This is a genomic window from Corynebacterium sp. H78 (genome assembly GCF_037572275.1).
Taxonomy (GTDB): Bacteria; Actinomycetota; Actinomycetes; order Mycobacteriales; family Mycobacteriaceae; genus Corynebacterium.
Genome location: NZ_JBBHKX010000002.1, coordinates 404,561 through 423,845 on the forward strand (window position 1 = coordinate 404,561; position 19,285 = coordinate 423,845).

Consider the following 19,285-nt stretch of genomic DNA (forward strand, 5'->3'; position numbering starts at 1 on the left):
CACTGCGAAAGGTATCCCATTGGCAGGCATTGATCTCAGCAGCGAAGTTGTCCTTATTACTGGCGGAACACGAGGTATTGGCTACGCGACCGCTCTTGAATTCTCTCGTGGTGGAGCAAAAGTTGCCCTGACATCACGGTCGCAAGAATCCGCCACAGAGATGGCACACAAGATTGCGCATGAGACTGGTGGCAAGGTTATCGGTATCGGGGCTCACGTTGCAGATGTAGGCGCTGCACGAGATGCATGCTCTCGAGTTGCAGAAGAACTAGGCCCTTTGACAGTTCTTGTGAACAATGCAGGAACCAATCCCGCCTACGGCCCAATTATCGATCAGCCACTGGCCGCAATGGAGAAAACGTTTCTTGTCAATACTCTTGCGCCCGCTATCTGGACGAGGGCTGCGGTAGCCAGTGGGTTGGGATCTTCGCCAAGTGCAGTAATCAATGTGTCTTCGGTGGGTGCGCTGACCATCGAAGAAGGGCTGGGCACCTATAACGCGTCGAAGGCAGCGCTACTGCATATGACTAGACAATTGGCAATGGAGTTGGCGCCTGCAATTCGGGTTAACTCGATTTCGCCGGGAGTTGTGCGAACGAAACTGTCCGAAGCCTTGTGGAAAGACCAAGAAGAAGCGGTCAGTTCGGTGACACCACTACGTCGAATCGGCGAGCCGGAGGATATTGCGAAAGCAATCTGCTTTCTCGCCTCAGGTGCAGCTAGTTGGATGACCGGTGACAATTTGGTAATCGACGGCGGTCTGCTAGTGCGAAACCCAATGGAAGGCGCGTAGAGGGGAAAGCTAGCGATCACATGGACTTTTTCGAAACTGACCGCGCTCGGGAGTACCGAGAAACACTCGAAGCATTCATGGACGAATGTGTCTATCCTGCGGAAAAAATCATCAAGGATGAGCTTCGGGAAGGCGGTAACCCGCATGCGTTTCCGCCGACTCTGGAAAAGCTCAAGAATGAGGCGAAGTCTCGAGGTCTCTGGAATCTCTTTCATCCGCACGAGAATCAAGGGCCTGCTCTTAGCAATGTTGAATATGCGGGATTGGCTGAAATCATGGGCAGAAGTCCGCATATTGCCCCAGAGGCATGCAACTGCAGTGCGCCAGATACCGGAAACATGGAGATTCTAGAACTATTTGGTACGGAGGAACACCGTAGTCAGTGGCTCGATCCATTGCTGGAAGGAACCATTCGTTCCGCATTCTGCATGACTGAACCAGGGGTTGCGTCTTCCGATGCGACCAATATTTCTATGTCTATGCAACGGGGTGACGGCGGCTTCATCCTAAACGGTCGAAAATGGTTCGCATCTAATGCCATGCACCCTAACCTCCGCGTATTAATCGTGATGGGAAAGACATCTCCTGACGCAAAGCCTCATCGACAGCAATCCATGCTTGCCGTACCGGCTGATGCACAGGGCGTCAGTGTGGTGCGTAATCTGCCTGTGTTTGGCTATCACGATCGGGAAGGGCATGCGGAGGTCCATTTCGAAGACGTTTTTGTTCCTGATAAGGACATTCTGCTTGGTGAAGGTCGAGGATTCGAGATCGCCCAAGCACGGCTTGGGCCTGGTCGAATTCACCACTGCATGCGTGCCATTGGCATGGCTGAACGTGCGCTAGAGCTGCTATGTCAAAGAGCAAGTATCCGGACCACATTCGGCCGCTCGCTGTCAGAACGTGACAATATTCGCGACTGGATTGCAGAAAGCCGTATCGACATCGACATGGCTCGGCTTCTCACGCTCAAGGCGGCTTGGACGATGGACGAGTACTCCAACAAGGCTGCACGACAGGAGATTGCCGCCATTAAAGTGGTGGCTCCTCGTATCGCGTTGAAAGTCATCGACCGAGCCATCCAAGTTTTCGGCGCAGAGGGCGTCACCGATGATGTACCACTCGCAGAATTCTGGGCAGGCCTCCGCGCACTCCGCCTTGCTGATGGCCCCGACGAAGTCCACTTGCGCACCGTTGCCAAAGCTGAACTGAGAAAACACCATGACTGACGCAGACGACACACGTAGCAATACAATGGGGCATCGCTCCGACCAGACTCCGTTCGACCTGGAAGCTTTGCCGACCTGGTTGGATTCCCTGCCAGGTGCCACACGTGGGGAAGTGACTTTACATAGGCTTGGTGCGGGTCAATCGAACCTTACGTATTGTGCCACCGACGGTGTTGGGCACTCGATCGTTTTGCGACGTCCCCCGCGGGGCTCCCTTGCATCCTCTGCACATGACGTCGCTCGAGAAGGACGTATCATGTCGGCTTTGTCTTCGACAAACGTGCCAGTTCCGGGGATTCTTGGCATTCACGAAACACCGAATTTCACGGATGTACCTGTCGTTGCGATGGAAATGGTTGCTGGTGAGGCGGTGACGAGCCCTGCGGTTGCGGAGCGAATCACTCCTGACGTGAGGCGCGTCATCGCTGAAAACCTTATTGAAGTCATGGCGCGGATCCATGAAGTGAATCTGGACGAAGTCGGTCTTTCTGTGCTTTCTTCCCACGATCCATATGCTCCTCGACAATTGCGGCGTTGGTCGACGCAGTGGGAAAGAACAAAAACTCGTGAAAGCTCGGCTCTCGACGCGTTGACAGAAAGGCTTTGGGACGCGATACCGGAGCAGGACACTACGGCTCTCGTCCATGGAGATCTTCATCTTGGGAACGTAATGTGCAACCTCGACACGGGTGAGGTAACAGCCGTTGTCGATTGGGAGCTTGCGACGCTGGGGGCGCCACTTGCCGACGTTGGTTCGCTGCGCGCATATTGGCCGGAGCGAGGAGGACTGGTCCTGCCAGGCTTCGAAGCCGGCTGCGCTGACGGTTTCCCCACCGGAGAAGAACTGGCACAAATGTATTTGCAGCGAACTGGGAGAGATCCGCAAGCATTGGACTTTTGGTACGTATTGGGACTCTGGAAGGTAGCAATCATCGCTGAAGGTGTAGTACGACGGGTTCAAGAGATGCCGTCGAACGCAGCTCCAACTGGCGCACCTACTGTCGCGATGGTTGATCAACTAGTGGATTACGCCACCGCTACAGCTGACGCAATCAACCTCGCTTGAGTCGTGCTGCTACCAACCGTTCGAGAGATCCGCGGACTACGGCTGGATCTGTGGTCCGCCAAAACTTGGGCATAGATGCAGCGATCCAGGAGCCATAACGGGCCGTCGCCAAGCGTGAATCCAGCACCGCGACAACACCTCGATCGTTGACGCTACGCAGGAGTCGACCTGCGCCCTGGGCCATTAACAGTGCAGCGTGCGTCGCGGACACTTCCATGAATCCGCTTCGGCCAGCAGCGTTGGCAGCATCGGAGCGTGCAGACAACAGCGGATCGTCTGGGCGGGGGAATGGAATGCGGTCGATCAGCACCAGGGAGCACGAAGGACCTGGCACATCGACACCTTGCCACAGTGTGAGTGTGCCAAATAGACACGAATTCTCGTGCGCACTGAACTTGTCGACGAGCGCACCGATCGAATCTTCTCCTTGAACGAAAATTTCGAAGGGCAGGCGCTTGCGCATTTCTTCGGCTGCTGCCTCAGCGCCACGTCGTGAAGAAAAGAGCCCAAGGGTGCGGCCACCCGCAGCCTTAATCAGCGCCTCCATCTCGTCCATTGTCTGAGGGGCAGTGCCATCTCGTCCAGGCTTTGGCAAGTGCTTTGCGACGTACAGAATCCCTGCTTTGCCAGCATCGAATGGGGTACCAACGTCGAGACCGTCCCAGGATCCCTCGGGCAGTCCCCAAGAAAACGCCATGGTGTCGAAGCGCCCACCAAGTGCCAGCGTTGCCGACGTTAAGACGACGGTGTAGTCGCCGAAAAGGCGCTCGTGGAGTAGTCCTGCGATGGAGAGAGGCGCGACGTTTAAGGTTCGGCGTTCACCGAGCCACACCACATCGTGCTCGGCCATGGACAAGATTCGCACGGCAGCGTCGTGCATGTTTTCAATGGCTGCGCGAACCGTGTGGCGCTCTGCGGTGTCGGTTGCACTGCTCGTGCTGGGACCTGTACCTTCTTGTCCGGTCGCGAGGGCAGTTTGTACTTGCCATAAGCTATCGCGAACAGTCGTGAGAGCTTCACCGGCGGTGGGCGGTAGTTCATTCCAACGTCCAGGCTCTGATTCTTCGAGTTCAGCGAGGGTTTCCTGGAGCAGGCCAGCTGCTTCTTCCAATCGCACAGCTTGGTCGCGTGCGCCTAGCTTCTTGGCACGCTTCGCCATCATGATGATGCCGGTTGCTGATAACTCATCGGTCGCAACCGAGGTGATCCGGCCATCAAGCTCGTGCGCTTCGTCGATGATCACGCATTCATGCTCGGGCAGGATGACTGCGTCAGACAACGCGTCAATGGCGAGCATGGCATGGTTCGTGACCACCACATCCACATCTGAGGCACGGGCGCGAGCTTGTTCGGCAAAACAGTCAATCCCATGCGGGCATTTCGCTGCGCCGACGCATTCTCGGGCAGAGACAGAGACCTGACGCCACGCATCGTCTGAGACGCCCATGTCGAGGCTGTCTCGGTCGCCGTCATCAGTTTCATCTGCCCAGTCGCGAAGCCGCATCACTTGCTGGGCGGTGCGGGAGAGTGTGGCTTCGTCGATTAGAGCTACCGGCTCTCCACCATCGGTGGGATCGTCGATAGCATTAGCGACCTTCGCCTTGCACACATAGTTGCCACGACCTTTAAGAATTGCGAACGTTGGGCGGCGTTCCAACTCGGGTTCCAGTGCATCAGCAAGACGGGGTAGATCCCGCTCAACGAGCTGACGCTGCAGAGCAATCGTCGCAGTGGACACGATGACAGACTGCTCCGACCCCATGGCCTGCACAATTGCTGGGACCAAGTACGCCAAAGACTTACCGGTACCGGTGCCGGCTTGCACTGCTAGATGACGGCCCGTCGTCAAGGCTTTGTGCACTGATTTGGCCATCTTGACCTGATTGGGACGTTTCGCACCGCCAAGCGCTGTCACTGCTGCCGCAAGCAGCTTTTCCACTTCGGTTGCAGCTTCCGAGTTTTCCGACATGGACGAATCTGACACTGCCTATCTTCGCCCTACACTCCGTCGAATCGAACGCTGAGCACAGGCTCGTCTCGCGACAACGCTAAACCTTCCCACGGCAGGGAAACGAGAGCACGCGCTAGGTGATCCCGACTGTCCTCAAGAGTTGGCAAGCCATCGACGATCTCTCCAGTACGCACCATTGGTACGGTCAGCTCCTGGATCTCCAAGCTGCCGGATGTCGGTACCTCATGGCCAAGTGGATATGCGATTTCCTCAACCGCTGTACCAGAACGTCGGCACGCCCGAACCGCAGCCTTCGCGCCACCGTGAGACTTCTTGTCACGCGAACGCTTTGCGACGGGAACCCCCTCGACCTCAACCAATTTGTAAACCAAACCAGCCGTTGGGGCACCTGAACCCGTCACGACAGAAGTACCGACACCGTAGGCATCGATTGGTTCCGCACGCAATGCAGCGATGGCGAACTCATCAAGGTCAGACGAGACAACGATGCCCGTATTGTGAGCGCCCAAGCCATCGAGCTGTTGACGGACCTGACGAGCCAAAACGCCCAAATCGCCAGAGTCAATGCGGACCGCGCCAAGTTCCGGGCCGGCGACCTCAATCGCCGTCGCAACGCCCTGCGTGATGTCGTAGGTGTCGACCAACAGCGTGGTATCCAAGCCCAACGTATCAATTTGAGCTTTGAACGCAGCGGCCTCATTAGGAGTGCCGTCAGCGTTCGTATGTAGCAACGTCCAAGAATGGGCTGCCGTGCCGGACGACGGAATGTTGTAGCGCACCGATGCTTCTAGATTGGATGTTCCGGTGAATCCAGCGAGGTACGACGCACGTGCTGCAGTGACAGCAGCCTCTTCATGAGTCCGACGAGAACCCATCTCGATGATCGGACGACCGCCAGCGGCGGTAACCATTCGCGCAGCAGCAGATGCGACGGCGGAGTCAGCATTCAGAATCGAGAGAATCAGAGTCTCGAGGATTACGCATTCAGCGAAGGTGCCACGAACCGACAAGATCGGTGAGGCAGGGAAGTACAGTTCACCTTCGAGGTATCCGTCGATGTCACCTGAGAATCGGTAATTGCGCAGATACTCGATTGTGTCGGCATCGAGGAAGTCGAGTGCGGCCAGTTGTTCCTCGGTGAACTGGAAACGACTAATGGCGTCGAGAACTCGGGCAGTACCTGCAACAACGCCATAACGACGTTCGTTCGGGAGCCTGCGGCCAAACACTTCAAATGCACACTGCTTATTAGCAGTGCCGTTGCGCAGCGAGGCCTGCAACATGGTTAGTTCGTACTTGTCAGTGCGAAGCGCTGTCGAGCTGGTCATCACATTCGGATCGGTCACCCAACACAGTGTAGTCCGGTGCACGTTTTCGCGAGGCTATATATTCTGGGTCACATGACCATGCCAGCTGCTACCCCGATGGGCGTCATCGACGCCGATGCCGTCACCGAATCAAATCGGCCTTGGCAGTGCATCGTGTGGGACGACCCTGTTAACTCGATGAGTTACGTGACCTATGTATTTCAGATGCTTTTCGGAATGGATCGCAAAAAGGCACATGAACTCATGTTGAAAGTCCACAACGAAGGCAAGGCCGTCGTGTCTTCTGGCGAACGCGATAAAGTCGAAGCTGATGTGAAAAAGCTGCACAAGGCTGGCCTATGGGCCACCATTCAGCAGGCGGATTAAACCCAGGAGAATTGTCATGCGGCCTTGGCGGCGAAAGCGCGGAATGCTCAGAGGAGCCGTCCGATTCCAGAGTGTATTGGAACCAGCCGAAAGGGAAGTTCTGTGTGAACTTGCAGCGACGGTGTCGGATTCGCTGATGAATCGTGCGGCCACTGCGCCGAAGGACGAACTGTCCGAAATGGTGGGTATGCCTTCAGGCCATGCGGATGCTCCACAAGATCCGCGACTTGCACGATTGCTGCCAGACTTTGTCGCGCCGGGCGCGGAGTCCGTGGAAGGGGAAAACGCTCTTCTCCGCCAGCTCAATGAATCTGATGTTGTTCGCGCGAAGCTCGAGAATCTGCGGGCAATCTTGAACGCCGTAGAGCCTAACGTCAACGGAACTATCACTATTTCCGAAGAAGATGCTCACAAATGGGTCGCAGGAATTAATGATTTGCGCCTGTACCTGCATGTATCAATGGAAAACATGAAGGGTTCGTTGGAAGAACTCGAGCAAACGGACGCGGTTTATCAGTGGTTGTCGTACAACCAGGAATCCCTTCTGGAAGAGCTGATGCGCGAATGAGTATTCGCTTCGGAGCATCCATTAATCGTGGTGCAGGGTGTCTCGATGGTCTCTCGGAGGTGGCAATCGGACACGCGAGCGTTGCAGATACAGGTGTCACCGTCATTGCGACTCCGAAGGGAGCTGTCGCAGCCGTTGATGTTCGCGGTGGTGGCCCCGGAACGAGGGAAACAGACTTGTTGTCTCCCGAGAACACCGTCGAAAAAGTCCACTCCATCGTTCTAGCAGGCGGTTCGGCGTTCGGTCTTGCTGCTGCGGATGGTGTTATGCGCGAGCTCGCACGGCGAGGCATCGGCTTCGAAGTAACCCCCGATTTTCCAGATGTCCTGGTACCTATCGTTCCCGGTGCTGTCATCTTTGATCTTTTGCTCGGGTCCAAAGACGTTCCAGATGCAGCACTTGGCGCACAAGCGGTAGCTGCTGCCCTTGATCAGCTTGACGACGAATCTGTCAACGCGACTCCGGCAACGAGCGTGCCATCTGGTTGCGTGGGTGCTGGTACCGGCGCGATGGCGGGTGCTATCAAGGGCGGTTTTGGTCAGGCATGCGTTGCTCTGCCAGGCGGCTACTTCGTAGCTGCAGTAATGGTGGCAAATCCAATGGGGGCAGTCGTTGGCCCGGATGGTCGGCTCTATGGAGATTCCACGCAACCTGCAGTGCCTGAGCTAGCCATGGCGAAGTTGGCGAAACGGTTCGTCGGAATGACAAAAGTTCCAGTGCCGAAGGAATCCACAACCCACGACGGTGCGGACAAAGCAGCGTCGTCGGCAAGTACCAGAAATACGACGATTGGTTGCCTGATTACCAATGCGCCCGTCACACAAGCGCAGGCTCAACGTCTGGCAATGTGCGGTCACGATGGGCTGGCGCGGGCTATTCGCCCTGCTCACGCGCCGATGGATGGGGACACGCTTTTCTGTGTGTCAATTGGCGGGAACGATTCTGCAGCATTGTCCGTTGACTCTACGGAGTTGGCAATGCTGACAGTTGCAGCATCTGACGCAGTGGAAAACGCCATCGTTGATGCCGTGCTGTCCGTTGAAGGGCGGGCTGGAGTGCCCGCATGGAAGGACCTTGTCGGCGATCCGCGATAGGACACTGGGGCCCGAATCATGGTCCATGAAGAATTGAGGAGTCGGAAAGTTCATGAGTTATCAACCAGGACAGTCGGACTTTTCGGGTTCGGGTGGTTACTTCCACAACAACTTTGACGACAGTGGATTTACAGCTTCGCGAAGCAGTCGGGGCAACACGGTGCGGCGTGGGCCAGCTCCTGCAGAGCATCGCACCTTTGTTCCTAAGACCAACGACGGTGGCTTGTTTGCTGCTGTCGGCGCGGCCGTGGGTTTCGTGGTCACGATTTGGATTGTGTTCCTGGTTGATACTTTCGCTTTCTCAGGTGGCCTCCAAGAATATGGCGTGCAACCGAGAACGGAACATGGCCTCTGGGGCATCATCTTCGCTCCAGTGCTGCACTCCGGGTACGAACACATTACGGCCAATACGGTTTCAGCAGCGATCTTTACAGCGCTCATTGCGTTTACGTCGAAACGGCTATGGTGGCAGGTCACCACAGTTGTTGCCATTGTGTCGGGTTTGGCCACGTGGGTCATTGGTCCCCTCGGCACAGTCCATATCGGCGCATCCGGATTGGTGTATGGCTGGTTGGCATTCCTGATCGTACGAGGATTTATTAACCATGCGCTGGGGCAGATCATCGTCGGTATTTTTCTGGCATTTTCCTATTCCGGGCTAATCTGGGGAGTATTCCCAACGGATGCGCCCGTAAGTTGGCAGATGCACCTCTTTGGAGCAATTGGCGGAATTATCGCCGCTTTCTTGCTGAAGCGCGGACGCGAGCGCAGAGCGTAATGGGAACTAAAAACGCAGTGAGATGGAAGGTCTAATGGGGTCGTCGGGAAGCAGAGCAACACATAGCGATGTCAGTGCCGATGAGCAGCGTGATCCTGGTATTTCGCGAACGTCGCCCATCGGAGTTTTCGATTCCGGTGTAGGTGGGCTGACCGTTGCACGCGCGATCGTGGATCAGTTGCCACACGAGTCGATGATTTACATCGGTGACACCGCAAACGGTCCCTATGGCCCGTTGAAGATCGCTGAAGTGCGTGAGCACGCAGAAGCCATCGCCGACGAGCTGGTCGCACGCGGCTGCAAGATGATCGTCATCGCATGCAACACAGCGTCGGCTGCATTCCTCAGAGACGCGCGCGAGCGCTACCCAGTGCCAGTCCTCGAAGTCATTCTGCCCGCTGTCCGCAGGGCAGTGTCGGCTTCTCGCAATGGCAAGATTGGTGTCATTGGCACGTCGGCGACAATCCGCTCCCGCGCATACCAAGATCTTTTCGACGCCGTCCCAGGCGTAGACGTATCAGCCACTGACTGCCCGCGTTTTGTTGATTTTGTCGAGCGGGGAATTACCTCTGGTCGGCAGATTCTGGGGCTCGCCGAAGGATATTTGGCTCCGTTACAAGCTGACGGCGTCGATACGCTCGTCCTTGGCTGTACGCATTACCCACTGCTTTCGGGCGTTGTGCAGTTGGCGATGGGGGATGACGTGACGTTGGTGTCGTCGGCGGAAGAGACCGCGAAGGATGTGCTTCGCGTTCTCACTGAAATGGATATGCTGGCGGACCCGGAAACGGACCCGGCACCGACGCGGACCTTTGAATCAACGGGTGATCCGGAAATGTTCCAGAAGCTTGCGCACCGCTTCCTGGGCCCTGACGTTACGCAGGTCACACGTAATCTTCACTTGTGATTCCCAACGTACTGGGCTGAAAGTTGTGCAAAATCCTGCTATTGCATGGCAAGCTTGGGATATGAGAGTGACGGTTCTGGGTTGTTCAGGGAGTATGACAGGTCCTGATGCCCCAGCGTCCGGCTTCCTCGTGGAGTCCGATGCCGGGGGTGCATTTGTCATGGACATGGGGCCTGGGGCTTTTGGCCAGCTCCAGAAGTATCGGGACCCGGTGACTGTTGACTTGCTCTTGTCGCACCTGCACGCTGATCACTGCCTAGATATTCCGGGGCTTCTCATTTGGCGGAAGTTCCATCCGACCTCGCCTGCTGCACAAAAGAACGACTTGTGGGGGCCAGCAGATACTGCAGCTCGCGTAGGACGAGCCGCTGCCGAGACATCTGACGGCTGCGAAGACATCTCAGACACCTTTGACGTGCATAATCTTGCGCCACACAAGACATTTGAAGTAGCGGGAATGACCGTGACCGCGTACCCAATGGTGCACCCGATCGAGGCATATGGTTTCCGCATCGAATTAGACGGCGCAGTCGTGGCATACACCGGCGACACCGCGTGGACCGACGAGATCGTCACAATGGCACAAGATGCCGACATTCTCATTTGCGAAGCTACGTGGTGTGATTCCGACGAGGGGAAGCCGGAAGCAATGCATATGACCGGCGCAGAGGCCGGTAAAGCTGCACGTTTGGCCGGAGTGACAACTCTGGTTCTCACACATATCCCGCCCTATGGGGACAAGAACGCGGCATTGCGCTCTGCCGAGTCAGAATTCGACGGCTCTATCATTCTCGCCTCCCCGGGAATGATTTTTTAGCATCCGCCAACGCTTGTAGTTGTCTGATGTGTGGCGGGGGAGCCGTCGTAAAGCGAGCATGCGCGGTACCGTTTAAGGCATGACTTCTGAGAATCAGCCTGAAACCACTGGATTCGTACGAGCAGATGGCCGTGCATTGGACGAAATGCGCAAGGTGTCCATTACCCGTGGATTCACCGACAATCCAGCGGGTTCCGTGCTCGTGTGCTTCGGCAACACCCGCGTGATGTGTACCGCGTCTGTTGAACAGTCGGTACCTCGCTTCAAGCGAGATTCTGGCGAAGGTTGGTTGACTGCCGAGTACTCCATGCTCCCTGCATCGACTCATGAGCGCATGCCACGCGAGTCGATGAAGGGCAAGGTCAAGGGCCGTACCCATGAGATTTCTCGACTGGTTGGTCGCGCCTTGCGCGCCGCAGTAGACCTCGGCGAATTGGGCGAAAACACGATCAACATTGACTGTGATGTGCTGCAGGCGGATGGTGGCACTCGTACTGCTGCGATCACCGGTGCTTACGTCGCGCTTGCTGACGCTCTCACGTACCTCCATGCTGCTGGCGCTGTGCCAGGAGCCCCGCTGAAGTCACCAGTTGCGGCAGTATCGGTGGGCATTATCGACGGTCGCGTGTGCCTGGATCTGCCATACGAAGAGGATTCGCGCGCTGAGGTCGATATGAATGTCGTGATGACGGCCGAAGGAAAGTTCGTTGAGATCCAGGGCACGGGCGAAGAAGGAACATTCGACCGCGATCAGTTGAATGCCATGCTCGATAGCGCAACCAAGGGATTGAAAGAACTGATTTCGCTGCAGCAGGAAGTTTTGCGCGCGCCGTACCCAGGCGAGTTGCCAAACGCTCATTAAGAAGGGGACGTATGAAGCTGCTCGTTGCTACCCGTAATAAGAAGAAGCTGGTCGAACTCGATCGTCTGCTCGTCGCCGCTGATATCCACGGCGTGGAATTACTCAGCTTGGCAGATGTCGCTGAGTACGAGGAGCGCCCGGAAGATGGTCGCACGTTCGCGGATAATGCCTTTATCAAGGCGTTTGATGGTGCGGAAGCTACCGGGTTGCCATGTCTTGCTGATGACTCCGGCCTTGCCGTGGATGAACTAAACGGTATGCCGGGAGTTCTCTCCGCGCGTTGGTCTGGTCAACACGGCGACGACATGGCCAATTATTCGTTGCTGCTAGCCCAGATGGGTGATGTCCCAGACGAGCGTCGCACCGCAGCGTTCTGTTCTGCATGTGTACTGGTGGTGCCCAATGTGGAATCGTCGGAAAGCGATGCAGAGCCTGAAGTCATTTCGGTGATGGGGCAGTGGCCAGGTCGCGTCGTCCGGGGGCCTGTCGGAGACGAGGGGTTCGGCTATGATCCCGTCTTCGTTCCGCTGGAAGAAGACGAGCGAATTGCTGCTGGTCGTGAGCTAGAAACGTTGGGTGATCTGCCACGTACTGCTGCGCAGTTGGCGCCAGCGGAGAAGGATTCGATGAGTCATCGCGGTCGCGCTCTGGCGCAGCTTGTTCCCGAGATTGCGGCTCTTGCTGCTCGGATGAACGCGTAATGTAGACACAGAAAAAGACCTCGTGGAGATTAGTCCACGAGGTCTTTCTTGTTCAAAGCATGTGTCCGTGCGCCCGATTCAAGCGACAGAAGACAATTAGTCGAGGTTGAAAGCACGCTTTACTTCATCGCGACGCTTCGCTTCCACAAAGAATGACAGGAATGGCACAACGCCGCCCAATGCGGTGATGATCCACTTTCCTGGCTCCCACCGAGCCTTCGTACCGAGGTTCACAATGGCAATGAGAAATGCCATGTATGCAAAGCCGTGCGCCTGCGCGGTATAGAAAAACCAGCCTGGTGCCTGGCTGGAGTCGTCGAGAATCAAGTACTTGTACACCATCTCGGCACACAGGACGAGAAGCATTACACCAGTGATGTACGCCGTGATAGAGAATGCGGTGAGTGCAGTCTTGACTCGCTTCGCACGAACTGGATTGACAGTATTCACAAAAACTCCCTGAGACCTACGGTCGGTTGTGTCAGCTACTTGTTGTCCCGGCGAGTGCCGTCCGGGTTAGTGGGCAAGAAATCTTCCGGAATTTCAGTCATTTCGCCCTCCTTGACGGTGGTGGCCGCCTCGAAATTACCTTCAGCTCGTTCCCGTTCGTAGCCCAGCCACTTGCGGTAGGCCCAAATGAAAAAGATGCCGAACGCTGGCCACTGCAGAGCGTAGCCAAGATTCTGGAATGAACTCGTGGATTCCCAGCGACTGAGCTGCCAATACGCGAGCAACAGAGTTGCAATCACCGCGATGATGACGAAAATCAGCGTGCCAATGCGCGCACGCTTCGTCAGCGGAGCCTTGTTCTCGGACACGTTTCACCAGTTTCTTACGAAGCGACGGACTCGTCGCAGCGGTTGGAAGATACCTTTCCAGACTAGCCTGTTCCTATTGGCAATTGCCGATCGCCTGTGGTCAGTGTTGCTTGACGACGATCGTCGTCAAGCAGTGCAGTCCTATTAGGAAAATTTCGCAAGGACCAGTAAAGTGTATGGAGCTACGCGCCCGTGGCGGAATTGGCAGACGCGCTGGATTTAGGTTCCAGTGTCTTAGGACGTGAGAGTTCAAGTCTCTCCGGGCGCACCAAAAAGCCCTCTGACCAGATTGGTTCAGAGGGCTTTGCTGTTGTTAGACCTTGTCGTGCTCAGGAGCGAAGTGGTAGGACTTCGTCGAGTACACACGTCGCTGGGCATCGCCTTTCGGTGGTTCTTTACGTTCGATAGTCGTCGCGCCACTGCGGGACAGGATTGCTAGCCACTTTTCCAGCGGGCCTGAGACGAACTTGACTCGCCACAGGTATGCGAAGAAGATCGCGACACCGATTTGAATCAGAGCTGCGGCGAGGCGGTGTTCGGCGAAGAAGACGCTCTTCATCATGAAAGTCAGGCACACGATGTGTGCGAGGTACAGCGTCAGCGTCATCGAGCCAGCCATGGCTAGTGGACGAAGGATTTGCAGTATCTTACTGGTCAGCAATGACAAGCCACCGATGGCGATGCACGCCAGGCCTGCTGCATAAATGGTGGACACCGGAGTATTGAGATGCGGACCATTTGCCAGCAGCCACAAAAGAGAGTTGGTTGGCATCGGGCTTTCGTACGCGCCAAAAGTCAAAACATCTTGAATTGTCTTCCGCGCTTCACGGCCGGGGCCACCGATTGCGTTCACAAGCATCTTGTTCGTGGGAAGCCACAAAATGATCAGGTTGGATGCCACGAAAGTTGCTGCAGCGGCGACCAGACCAGACAACATGACTGCCCATTGCACATGAGTCTTCTGCAGAGCCATGCGTCCAAGGGCGAGTCCCAGACAGATGTACGCCATCCACGCTGCAACTGGGTAGACACCGGTAAACAGCAAACTCATGATCGTGGACACTGGATCAGACATGATGTCGAAGAAATCCGGATTGTAGATGGTCTTTAGCTCCGAGTACTTCAGCACGAAGAAGGTAATCGTCGGCATGAGTTGTGCCATGACAAACGCTGTCACGAGGAGTTGTCGGATGCGTAAATCAATGAAAACCAACGCGAATAAGAACATCAGACCGTAGTACGGGAGGATGTTCTCCGGCAACAGAGGCACGAATGTATTGACCGTCAAGCCGATCAGCAACAGCATGAACGCTCGAACCAGGATCGAAGACTTCGACCAGCGCAGTCGCGAACGAATATATGGACGGTCGCCACCAGTCATAAACGCGAGACTGACACCCGCCAGTACCGCGAAGAGGGGTGCCGACTTGCCGGAGAACAATAGCCACATCAGCGTCTGTTCGCCGTCTATGGACGTGGGGAACGTATGCACCAGCACCATGCCGATGAGCGCAAACCCACGTGCGACATCGATACCCTCGATTCGGCCACTGCGCAGTCGTAGGTCAGTTGAATGCTTGCGACGCCGTCTGTGGCGGCCACCGGGGGCGAGGCGTCGCGACGGATCGTCGTGACGCAAGACATCCGACGCAGATTCGTTCGCTGCGATGCCACGCCATACTTCACGAGGACCTCGGGGTCCCGGCGTTGGTCGTTGCCCCGGAGGCAAGTGCCCTTCGACCAAATACGTTGAGTTATCCGGCATGGGTTACTCCTTCGCGAACCAACCCACAGTTAGTGAGTGCACCTGGATCGGGATTGTCGGCATCAGCAATGTCACGTTCGGCATTGTCACGTTGGGCTATGGCTAGATCTGCAGTTGTTGATTCTGTGAGCAACTGCACGGGATTGCCTCCCCATCGGGTATCTGCGGGGAGGCTTTCCTGACGCATGACCAGGGAGCCAGGTCCGATTGTGGTTCGGCAGCCCACTGTGGCACCCGGCAGGATGAAGCTATTCGGACCCAGCGACGATCCCGCCTCGAAGTGAACGCTCTCCAAGCTCATGACTCGGTCATGGAAGAGGTGCGTTTGAAGGACGGTGCCACGATTAATGGTGACGCCGTCGTCAAGTTCAATGAGGTCGAACTCTGGAAGCCACCACGACTCGCACCACACATTCTTGCCGATTCTGGTGCCCATCAAGCGCAGCCACAGGTTGTACATCGGCGAGCCCAGGCTCATTCGAATCAAGCTTGGTACAGCAAGGGTTTCGTTGAATGCGTCCGAGAGTTCACCGAGCCATACAAATGCGCTGAACAGTGGGTTTTGGCTTGGTTTGAAACGGTGGATGAGGAGCCATTTCACGATGATCGGAATTGTCGACGAAATGACACCTGCTGCGAAAACCGTTGGCCACGCCCAAAGCAGGACGCCGAGCATCCCGTCGAGACCTCGTCCGTAACGGAGGTAAACAATCGCGAGGATCCATACGATGGCCAATTCAAGCCACGCTGTGATCATGTGTGGCAGCAAGCGGCATACTTCGACCAAGACACGTGCGACTTTGAGGCGCAGCGGTGGATTGTAGGTAGCTTCCAGGCTTGCCTGGACTCGTTGACGCGGGATTTCAGTTGGCACTCGGCCAATCCAGCTGGTGCCAGCCATGATGTTCGCCGGAAGTGATGACAACACCGCGACCAGAGAATCCGGTGCCATATCGCGGTCAGGGCCGACGATTCCTGAATTGCCCACGAAACTGCGCTCGCCGATGACCGAACTACCGACATGCAGCCAACCATTGCGGTAACGCGTTGCCGACACCATCGAGTGGTCCGCCATGAACGTGCCTTCCTCAAAAGCAGTGAGGTGAGGAATCGTTTCAACAGTGGAGATTTCCACGTTTCGCTCCACGCGGGCACCAAAAAGACGAAGCAAATATGGGGTCACAAATGATGCGTAGAGGACGTATGTCGAAATGAGAGAGCGCTGCATCAACACGTGTGCGAGGTACATTGCTACGCCGACGGGTCCACGCTGCGGGTAGTACCCCGGCTGAATGAATACTGACAAGAAACGAAGCGTGAGCGCTACGAGGCCGATCCAGGTAGCCATCGTCAGAATGACAAAAACTGGAACCCACGTGGCAAAGATGGGGAAGACTCTCTCGAATCGCTGCATACGGTGTACTTGCGGCAACACTATGAGCAGGGAAGGCGTAATAGCCAGAATTGAAATTGCAGGAACCCACATCATTGCCAAGAGATGGCTTACCCAGTTGGTGAACGCAGAGAAATGCTTCACACCCGACGCGGTGTATGCAGACTCGACTGGCCAGGATTCATCTGCAGGACCGACAAGGAAGAGGGGCGAGCCGCCCCAGGCCATATTTCCTTCGACGGTGCCGGACGCTGCTGAACCTGGCATCACTTCGGCGCCAGCCTGAATATGCGTGCCTGGATTCACAAACACTCGGGCGCCGATACGCACATTGTTTTCGATGGTGATCTCGTCAACGATGAGGGTATCGCCCACCAGATAATAGGCTTGGAGATCCGTTTCATGGCCGATGCTGGAGTCATCGCCAATAGAAACGAGACCCGTTACCGATGGTGCGTGCCACAACAGTGTGCGTTTACCAACTGTATTGCCCATCAACCGATGGAACAGTGCTACTTGCGGTGTTCCGTAGAGGTTTTCCAGTTTCTGCAATTCCAGGAATCTCTGCGCAGTCCAGATCCGCATGTGTGTCAATCCGCCACGTAGATACCTACCTGGCTTGATGTTGAAACACAGAATTCGCGAGACGACAGCAGTCGTGAGTACTCGACCTGGCATGGAGAACAGCACCACATATGCCACGGCAATCGGCCACAGCGGAGGTACATCCATCCAGTGAGCATTGAAAAACGTCGCCAAGATCCAGACGACGATCAGTGTTCCCGCGACATATCGCAGGGCGTTCCATGCGTAAAACAACATCACTACAAGGCTCTGGTACACACCACTGAACCATGGGATAGGACGTGGCTCGGGCAACGGTTCGTCGTAACGCGAATCTGAGGCATCTGCCAAAGTATCGAGATATTCCGCCATGCCACGAATTGTGGGATCAGCGTAGATCTTGGCGATCTCCACACCAGGATGAGCCTTGCGCAGTTCAGACACGAGCATTGCGACGGCGACCGAAGTGCCACCCAAATCGATGAAATTGCTGTCGAGTTCCAGCGGAACAGGACCAAGCAAGGAAGTCCACAAGTCACCGAGCCAGGTCAGCTCTGGTGGAAGATCATGGTCCGGAGTTCCGCCCGTGGCAGACGCAGGCAGAGGCCACGGCAAAGCCTTGCGGTCAACTTTGCCAGAAGTCTTCATTGGCATTTCGTCGACAATGCAAAGACTCGGCGTGCCACCGCGGAGAGTCGTTGCGAGAGCGCGCCGGGCATCAACGATATCGATAGTCTTGCCCGGCTCTGGCATGAGATAGCCAACGAGCACATCTGCACCAGCGTCTGTCTTATGAATAGCCGCTGCTCCTACCTGGACATTAGGCAGGGCGGTGAGGTGTGCATCGACTTCGCCAAGTTCAGTACGGACACCGTTGATCTTGATTTGATCATCGGTGCGACCAGCAAATACGAGTCCTTCTCGCTCCGCCCGAACGAGGTCGCCACTGCGATATGCGCGCTCCGAACCCAAGCTCGGCAGTGGCGCATACTTTTCGGCATCCTTTTCTGGATCGAGGTATCGACCAAGACCTATGCCACCAATGACCAGCTCACCGGTTTCGCCCCATTTCACAGGTTGCTCATTCTCATCGACGACTGTGAGCTGCCAACCATCGATTGGACGGCCAATGCGAATCGGCGGGGTAGTGGTCATGAGATGCGCGCTTGCAATAACCGTTGCCTCGGTCGGGCCATAGGTATTCCACATTTCACGACCAGGTCGGTCGTACTTTTCGACGAGTTCCATCGGGCAAGCCTCGCCGCCGACGATAAGCAAACGCACCTTGTTGAGGTCCTCGATAGGCCAAAACGACGCTAGCGTGGGAACTGTCGATACTGCAGTGATGTTATTGCGAACAATCCAATTGCCGAGGTCCTCGCCTGATCGAACGACATCGCGAGGTGCCGTTACCAGCGCAGCGCCACTACGCCAAGCGAGCCACATCTCTTCACACGAGGCATCGAAGGCGACTGACAAACCGGCCATGACTCGGTCCTGCGGACCAAGTGGTGCATTGGCCAGATACAGATCTGCTTCAACGTCGACCAATGCTGCTGCACTGCGATGGGTAATTGCGACCCCCTTAGGTTTACCTGTCGAACCCGAGGTAAAAATGATCCACGCATCGTCCTGAACGGTTGGTCTTTCGGGCGACAACGAGGCAGAACGTGCGGAAGAGCCCATCATTGTCAGCTCAAGGCCGGCGCCGAAGACCGCGTTGACATTTGCTTCTTCCCACACAGTATCGGCGCGGGAATCGGGATCATCCCAGTCCACGGGCACGTAGGCAGCACCAGCATGAATAGTGGCCAGAATAGATAGGTATAGGTCAACAGTTCCGGACGGAACCCGGATGCCGATCCGGTCCCCACGACCAATTCCTATTTCGGCTAGGCGACGCACGATGACATCAATTCGTTGCTGCGTCTCACGGTAGCTCAAGGTGCCATCGATTCCTTCAATGGCAATTGCGTTGGGGTGCGCGTTGGCAGTTGCCTGAAAAATGTCCACAAGGGTGCGTGGTTCAGGTTCCTGCTGGAGCCCGTAAATAGCAAGTGTTGGGTGGTCTTGCACAGAGGGAGGTTTAACTGTCATTGTTCTCACTCAAAGCGGGCGCTTCGCTTCCTATTTTTATAAAAATGTGATTATCTCGGGCGGATAAATGGCAAGTATTAATTATCCTAAGTGAAACAATCTGGGAAACAAATGTAGTTATTTATGTGCGCAGTGCGAGGGGGTAAGTGGCGGTTACAAACTTTACG

The 19,285-nt window shown here is 55.9% G+C and carries 17 protein-coding genes and 1 tRNA gene; 12 read left to right on the forward strand and 6 right to left on the reverse strand.

Features of this window, described 5'->3' with window-relative positions; genetic code table 11:
* Positions 1 to 19: 19 nt before the first annotated feature.
* From WG934_RS03010 to WG934_RS03020, 3 genes are read left to right on the forward strand one after another with little or no spacing between them, the layout of a single operon-like run.
* The gene (locus WG934_RS03010) at positions 20 to 793 is read left to right on the forward strand and encodes an SDR family oxidoreductase (RefSeq protein ID WP_339988642.1); all 774 of its coding nucleotides are present in this window, start codon (positions 20 to 22) and stop codon (positions 791 to 793) included.
* Between the two features lie 20 nt (positions 794 to 813).
* Complete coding sequence (locus WG934_RS03015; RefSeq protein ID WP_339988643.1) at positions 814 to 2,022, forward strand: acyl-CoA dehydrogenase family protein; 1,209 nt, start codon at positions 814 to 816, stop codon at positions 2,020 to 2,022.
* Between the two features lie 25 nt (positions 2,023 to 2,047).
* Positions 2,048 to 3,088: a phosphotransferase family protein gene (locus tag WG934_RS03020; protein ID WP_339989227.1), complete on the forward strand. Its 1,041-nt coding sequence runs from the start codon at positions 2,048 to 2,050 to the stop codon at positions 3,086 to 3,088.
* Here WG934_RS03020 and WG934_RS03025 read toward each other — a convergent pair.
* Positions 3,075 to 5,057 carry an ATP-dependent DNA helicase gene (locus WG934_RS03025; RefSeq protein ID WP_339989229.1) on the reverse strand — a complete coding sequence of 661 codons (1,983 nt, stop codon included), beginning with the start codon at positions 5,055 to 5,057 and terminating at the stop codon, positions 3,075 to 3,077. The two genes, WG934_RS03020 and WG934_RS03025, sit on opposite strands and share 14 nt — an antisense overlap.
* A 29-nt stretch (positions 5,058 to 5,086) precedes the next feature.
* On the reverse strand, positions 5,087 to 6,388 hold the full coding sequence (locus WG934_RS03030; protein ID WP_339978779.1) for a nicotinate phosphoribosyltransferase: 1,302 nt from the start codon (positions 6,386 to 6,388) through the stop codon (positions 5,087 to 5,089).
* 72 nt (positions 6,389 to 6,460) lie between these two features.
* Between WG934_RS03030 and clpS the strand changes: the two genes are divergently transcribed.
* The 8 genes from clpS to WG934_RS03070 all read left to right on the forward strand — a co-directional run bounded on the left by clpS (position 6,461) and on the right by WG934_RS03070 (position 12,481).
* Positions 6,461 to 6,754 (forward strand): ATP-dependent Clp protease adapter ClpS, encoded by a 294-nt coding sequence (gene clpS, locus WG934_RS03035; protein ID WP_339977485.1) that lies wholly within the window; start codon positions 6,461 to 6,463, stop codon positions 6,752 to 6,754.
* Between the two features lie 16 nt (positions 6,755 to 6,770).
* Positions 6,771 to 7,322, forward strand: coding sequence for a DUF2017 domain-containing protein (locus tag WG934_RS03040; RefSeq protein ID WP_339988644.1), 552 nt, complete (start codon positions 6,771 to 6,773; stop codon positions 7,320 to 7,322).
* Positions 7,319 to 8,416 (forward strand): P1 family peptidase, encoded by a 1,098-nt coding sequence (locus WG934_RS03045; RefSeq protein WP_339988646.1) that lies wholly within the window; start codon positions 7,319 to 7,321, stop codon positions 8,414 to 8,416. The genes WG934_RS03040 and WG934_RS03045 overlap by 4 nt, the downstream gene beginning before the upstream one ends.
* Before the next feature lie 52 nt (positions 8,417 to 8,468).
* Entirely contained in the window at positions 8,469 to 9,194 is a 726-nt protein-coding gene (locus tag WG934_RS03050) for a rhomboid family intramembrane serine protease (protein WP_339988647.1), read from the forward strand.
* A 22-nt stretch (positions 9,195 to 9,216) separates the two neighbouring features.
* On the forward strand, positions 9,217 to 10,101 hold the full coding sequence (murI, locus tag WG934_RS03055; RefSeq protein ID WP_339988649.1) for a glutamate racemase: 885 nt from the start codon (positions 9,217 to 9,219) through the stop codon (positions 10,099 to 10,101).
* Between the two features lie 94 nt (positions 10,102 to 10,195).
* Complete coding sequence (locus WG934_RS03060) at positions 10,196 to 10,918, forward strand: MBL fold metallo-hydrolase (protein WP_339977495.1); 723 nt, start codon at positions 10,196 to 10,198, stop codon at positions 10,916 to 10,918.
* Between the two features lie 79 nt (positions 10,919 to 10,997).
* Complete coding sequence (gene rph / locus WG934_RS03065; protein ID WP_339988651.1) at positions 10,998 to 11,780, forward strand: ribonuclease PH; 783 nt, start codon at positions 10,998 to 11,000, stop codon at positions 11,778 to 11,780.
* A gap of 11 nt (positions 11,781 to 11,791) precedes the next feature.
* On the forward strand, positions 11,792 to 12,481 hold the full coding sequence (locus WG934_RS03070) for a non-canonical purine NTP pyrophosphatase (RefSeq protein WP_339988653.1): 690 nt from the start codon (positions 11,792 to 11,794) through the stop codon (positions 12,479 to 12,481).
* 96 nt (positions 12,482 to 12,577) lie between these two features.
* Here WG934_RS03070 and WG934_RS03075 read toward each other — a convergent pair whose 3' ends face one another.
* Together WG934_RS03075 and WG934_RS03080 are read right to left on the reverse strand one after the other, a co-directional pair.
* On the reverse strand, positions 12,578 to 12,931 hold the full coding sequence (locus WG934_RS03075) for a DUF3817 domain-containing protein (protein ID WP_339977501.1): 354 nt from the start codon (positions 12,929 to 12,931) through the stop codon (positions 12,578 to 12,580).
* 35 nt (positions 12,932 to 12,966) lie between these two features.
* Complete coding sequence (locus WG934_RS03080) at positions 12,967 to 13,299, reverse strand: hypothetical protein (RefSeq protein ID WP_339977503.1); 333 nt, start codon at positions 13,297 to 13,299, stop codon at positions 12,967 to 12,969.
* A gap of 186 nt (positions 13,300 to 13,485) precedes the next feature.
* Here WG934_RS03080 and WG934_RS03085 point away from each other — a divergent pair.
* Positions 13,486 to 13,570: transfer RNA gene (locus tag WG934_RS03085), tRNA-Leu, on the forward strand.
* Positions 13,571 to 13,612: 42 nt separating this feature from the next.
* Here WG934_RS03085 and WG934_RS03090 read toward each other — a convergent pair.
* Both WG934_RS03090 and WG934_RS03095 read right to left on the reverse strand, forming a co-directional pair.
* Entirely contained in the window at positions 13,613 to 15,064 is a 1,452-nt protein-coding gene (locus tag WG934_RS03090; protein WP_339988654.1) for a DUF418 domain-containing protein, read from the reverse strand.
* The gene (locus WG934_RS03095) at positions 15,054 to 19,118 is read right to left on the reverse strand and encodes a Pls/PosA family non-ribosomal peptide synthetase (RefSeq protein WP_339988655.1); all 4,065 of its coding nucleotides are present in this window, start codon (positions 19,116 to 19,118) and stop codon (positions 15,054 to 15,056) included. Before WG934_RS03095 ends, WG934_RS03090 begins: the two co-directional genes overlap by 11 nt.
* Positions 19,119 to 19,285: the final 167 nt, after the last annotated feature.

Bases quoted from the DNA above. Each gene is read 5' to 3' on its own strand.
- WG934_RS03060 (WP_339977495.1), top strand. From the start codon at position 10,196: ATGACAGGTCCTGATGCCCCAGCGTCCGGCTTCCTCGTGGAGTCCGAT.
- WG934_RS03030 (WP_339978779.1), bottom strand. From the start codon at position 6,388: ATGACCAGCTCGACAGCGCTTCGCACTGACAAGTACGAACTAACCATG.
- WG934_RS03040 (WP_339988644.1), top strand. From the start codon at position 6,771: ATGCGGCCTTGGCGGCGAAAGCGCGGAATGCTCAGAGGAGCCGTCCGA.
- WG934_RS03095 (WP_339988655.1), bottom strand. From the start codon at position 19,118: ATGACAGTTAAACCTCCCTCTGTGCAAGACCACCCAACACTTGCTATT.
- WG934_RS03045 (WP_339988646.1), top strand. From the start codon at position 7,319: ATGAGTATTCGCTTCGGAGCATCCATTAATCGTGGTGCAGGGTGTCTC.
- WG934_RS03070 (WP_339988653.1), top strand. From the start codon at position 11,792: ATGAAGCTGCTCGTTGCTACCCGTAATAAGAAGAAGCTGGTCGAACTC.
- WG934_RS03050 (WP_339988647.1), top strand. From the start codon at position 8,469: ATGAGTTATCAACCAGGACAGTCGGACTTTTCGGGTTCGGGTGGTTAC.
- WG934_RS03025 (WP_339989229.1), bottom strand. From the start codon at position 5,057: ATGTCGGAAAACTCGGAAGCTGCAACCGAAGTGGAAAAGCTGCTTGCG.
- WG934_RS03020 (WP_339989227.1), top strand. From the start codon at position 2,048: ATGGGGCATCGCTCCGACCAGACTCCGTTCGACCTGGAAGCTTTGCCG.
- WG934_RS03090 (WP_339988654.1), bottom strand. From the start codon at position 15,064: ATGCCGGATAACTCAACGTATTTGGTCGAAGGGCACTTGCCTCCGGGG.
- clpS (WP_339977485.1), top strand. From the start codon at position 6,461: ATGACCATGCCAGCTGCTACCCCGATGGGCGTCATCGACGCCGATGCC.
- murI (WP_339988649.1), top strand. From the start codon at position 9,217: ATGGAAGGTCTAATGGGGTCGTCGGGAAGCAGAGCAACACATAGCGAT.
- rph (WP_339988651.1), top strand. From the start codon at position 10,998: ATGACTTCTGAGAATCAGCCTGAAACCACTGGATTCGTACGAGCAGAT.
- WG934_RS03015 (WP_339988643.1), top strand. From the start codon at position 814: ATGGACTTTTTCGAAACTGACCGCGCTCGGGAGTACCGAGAAACACTC.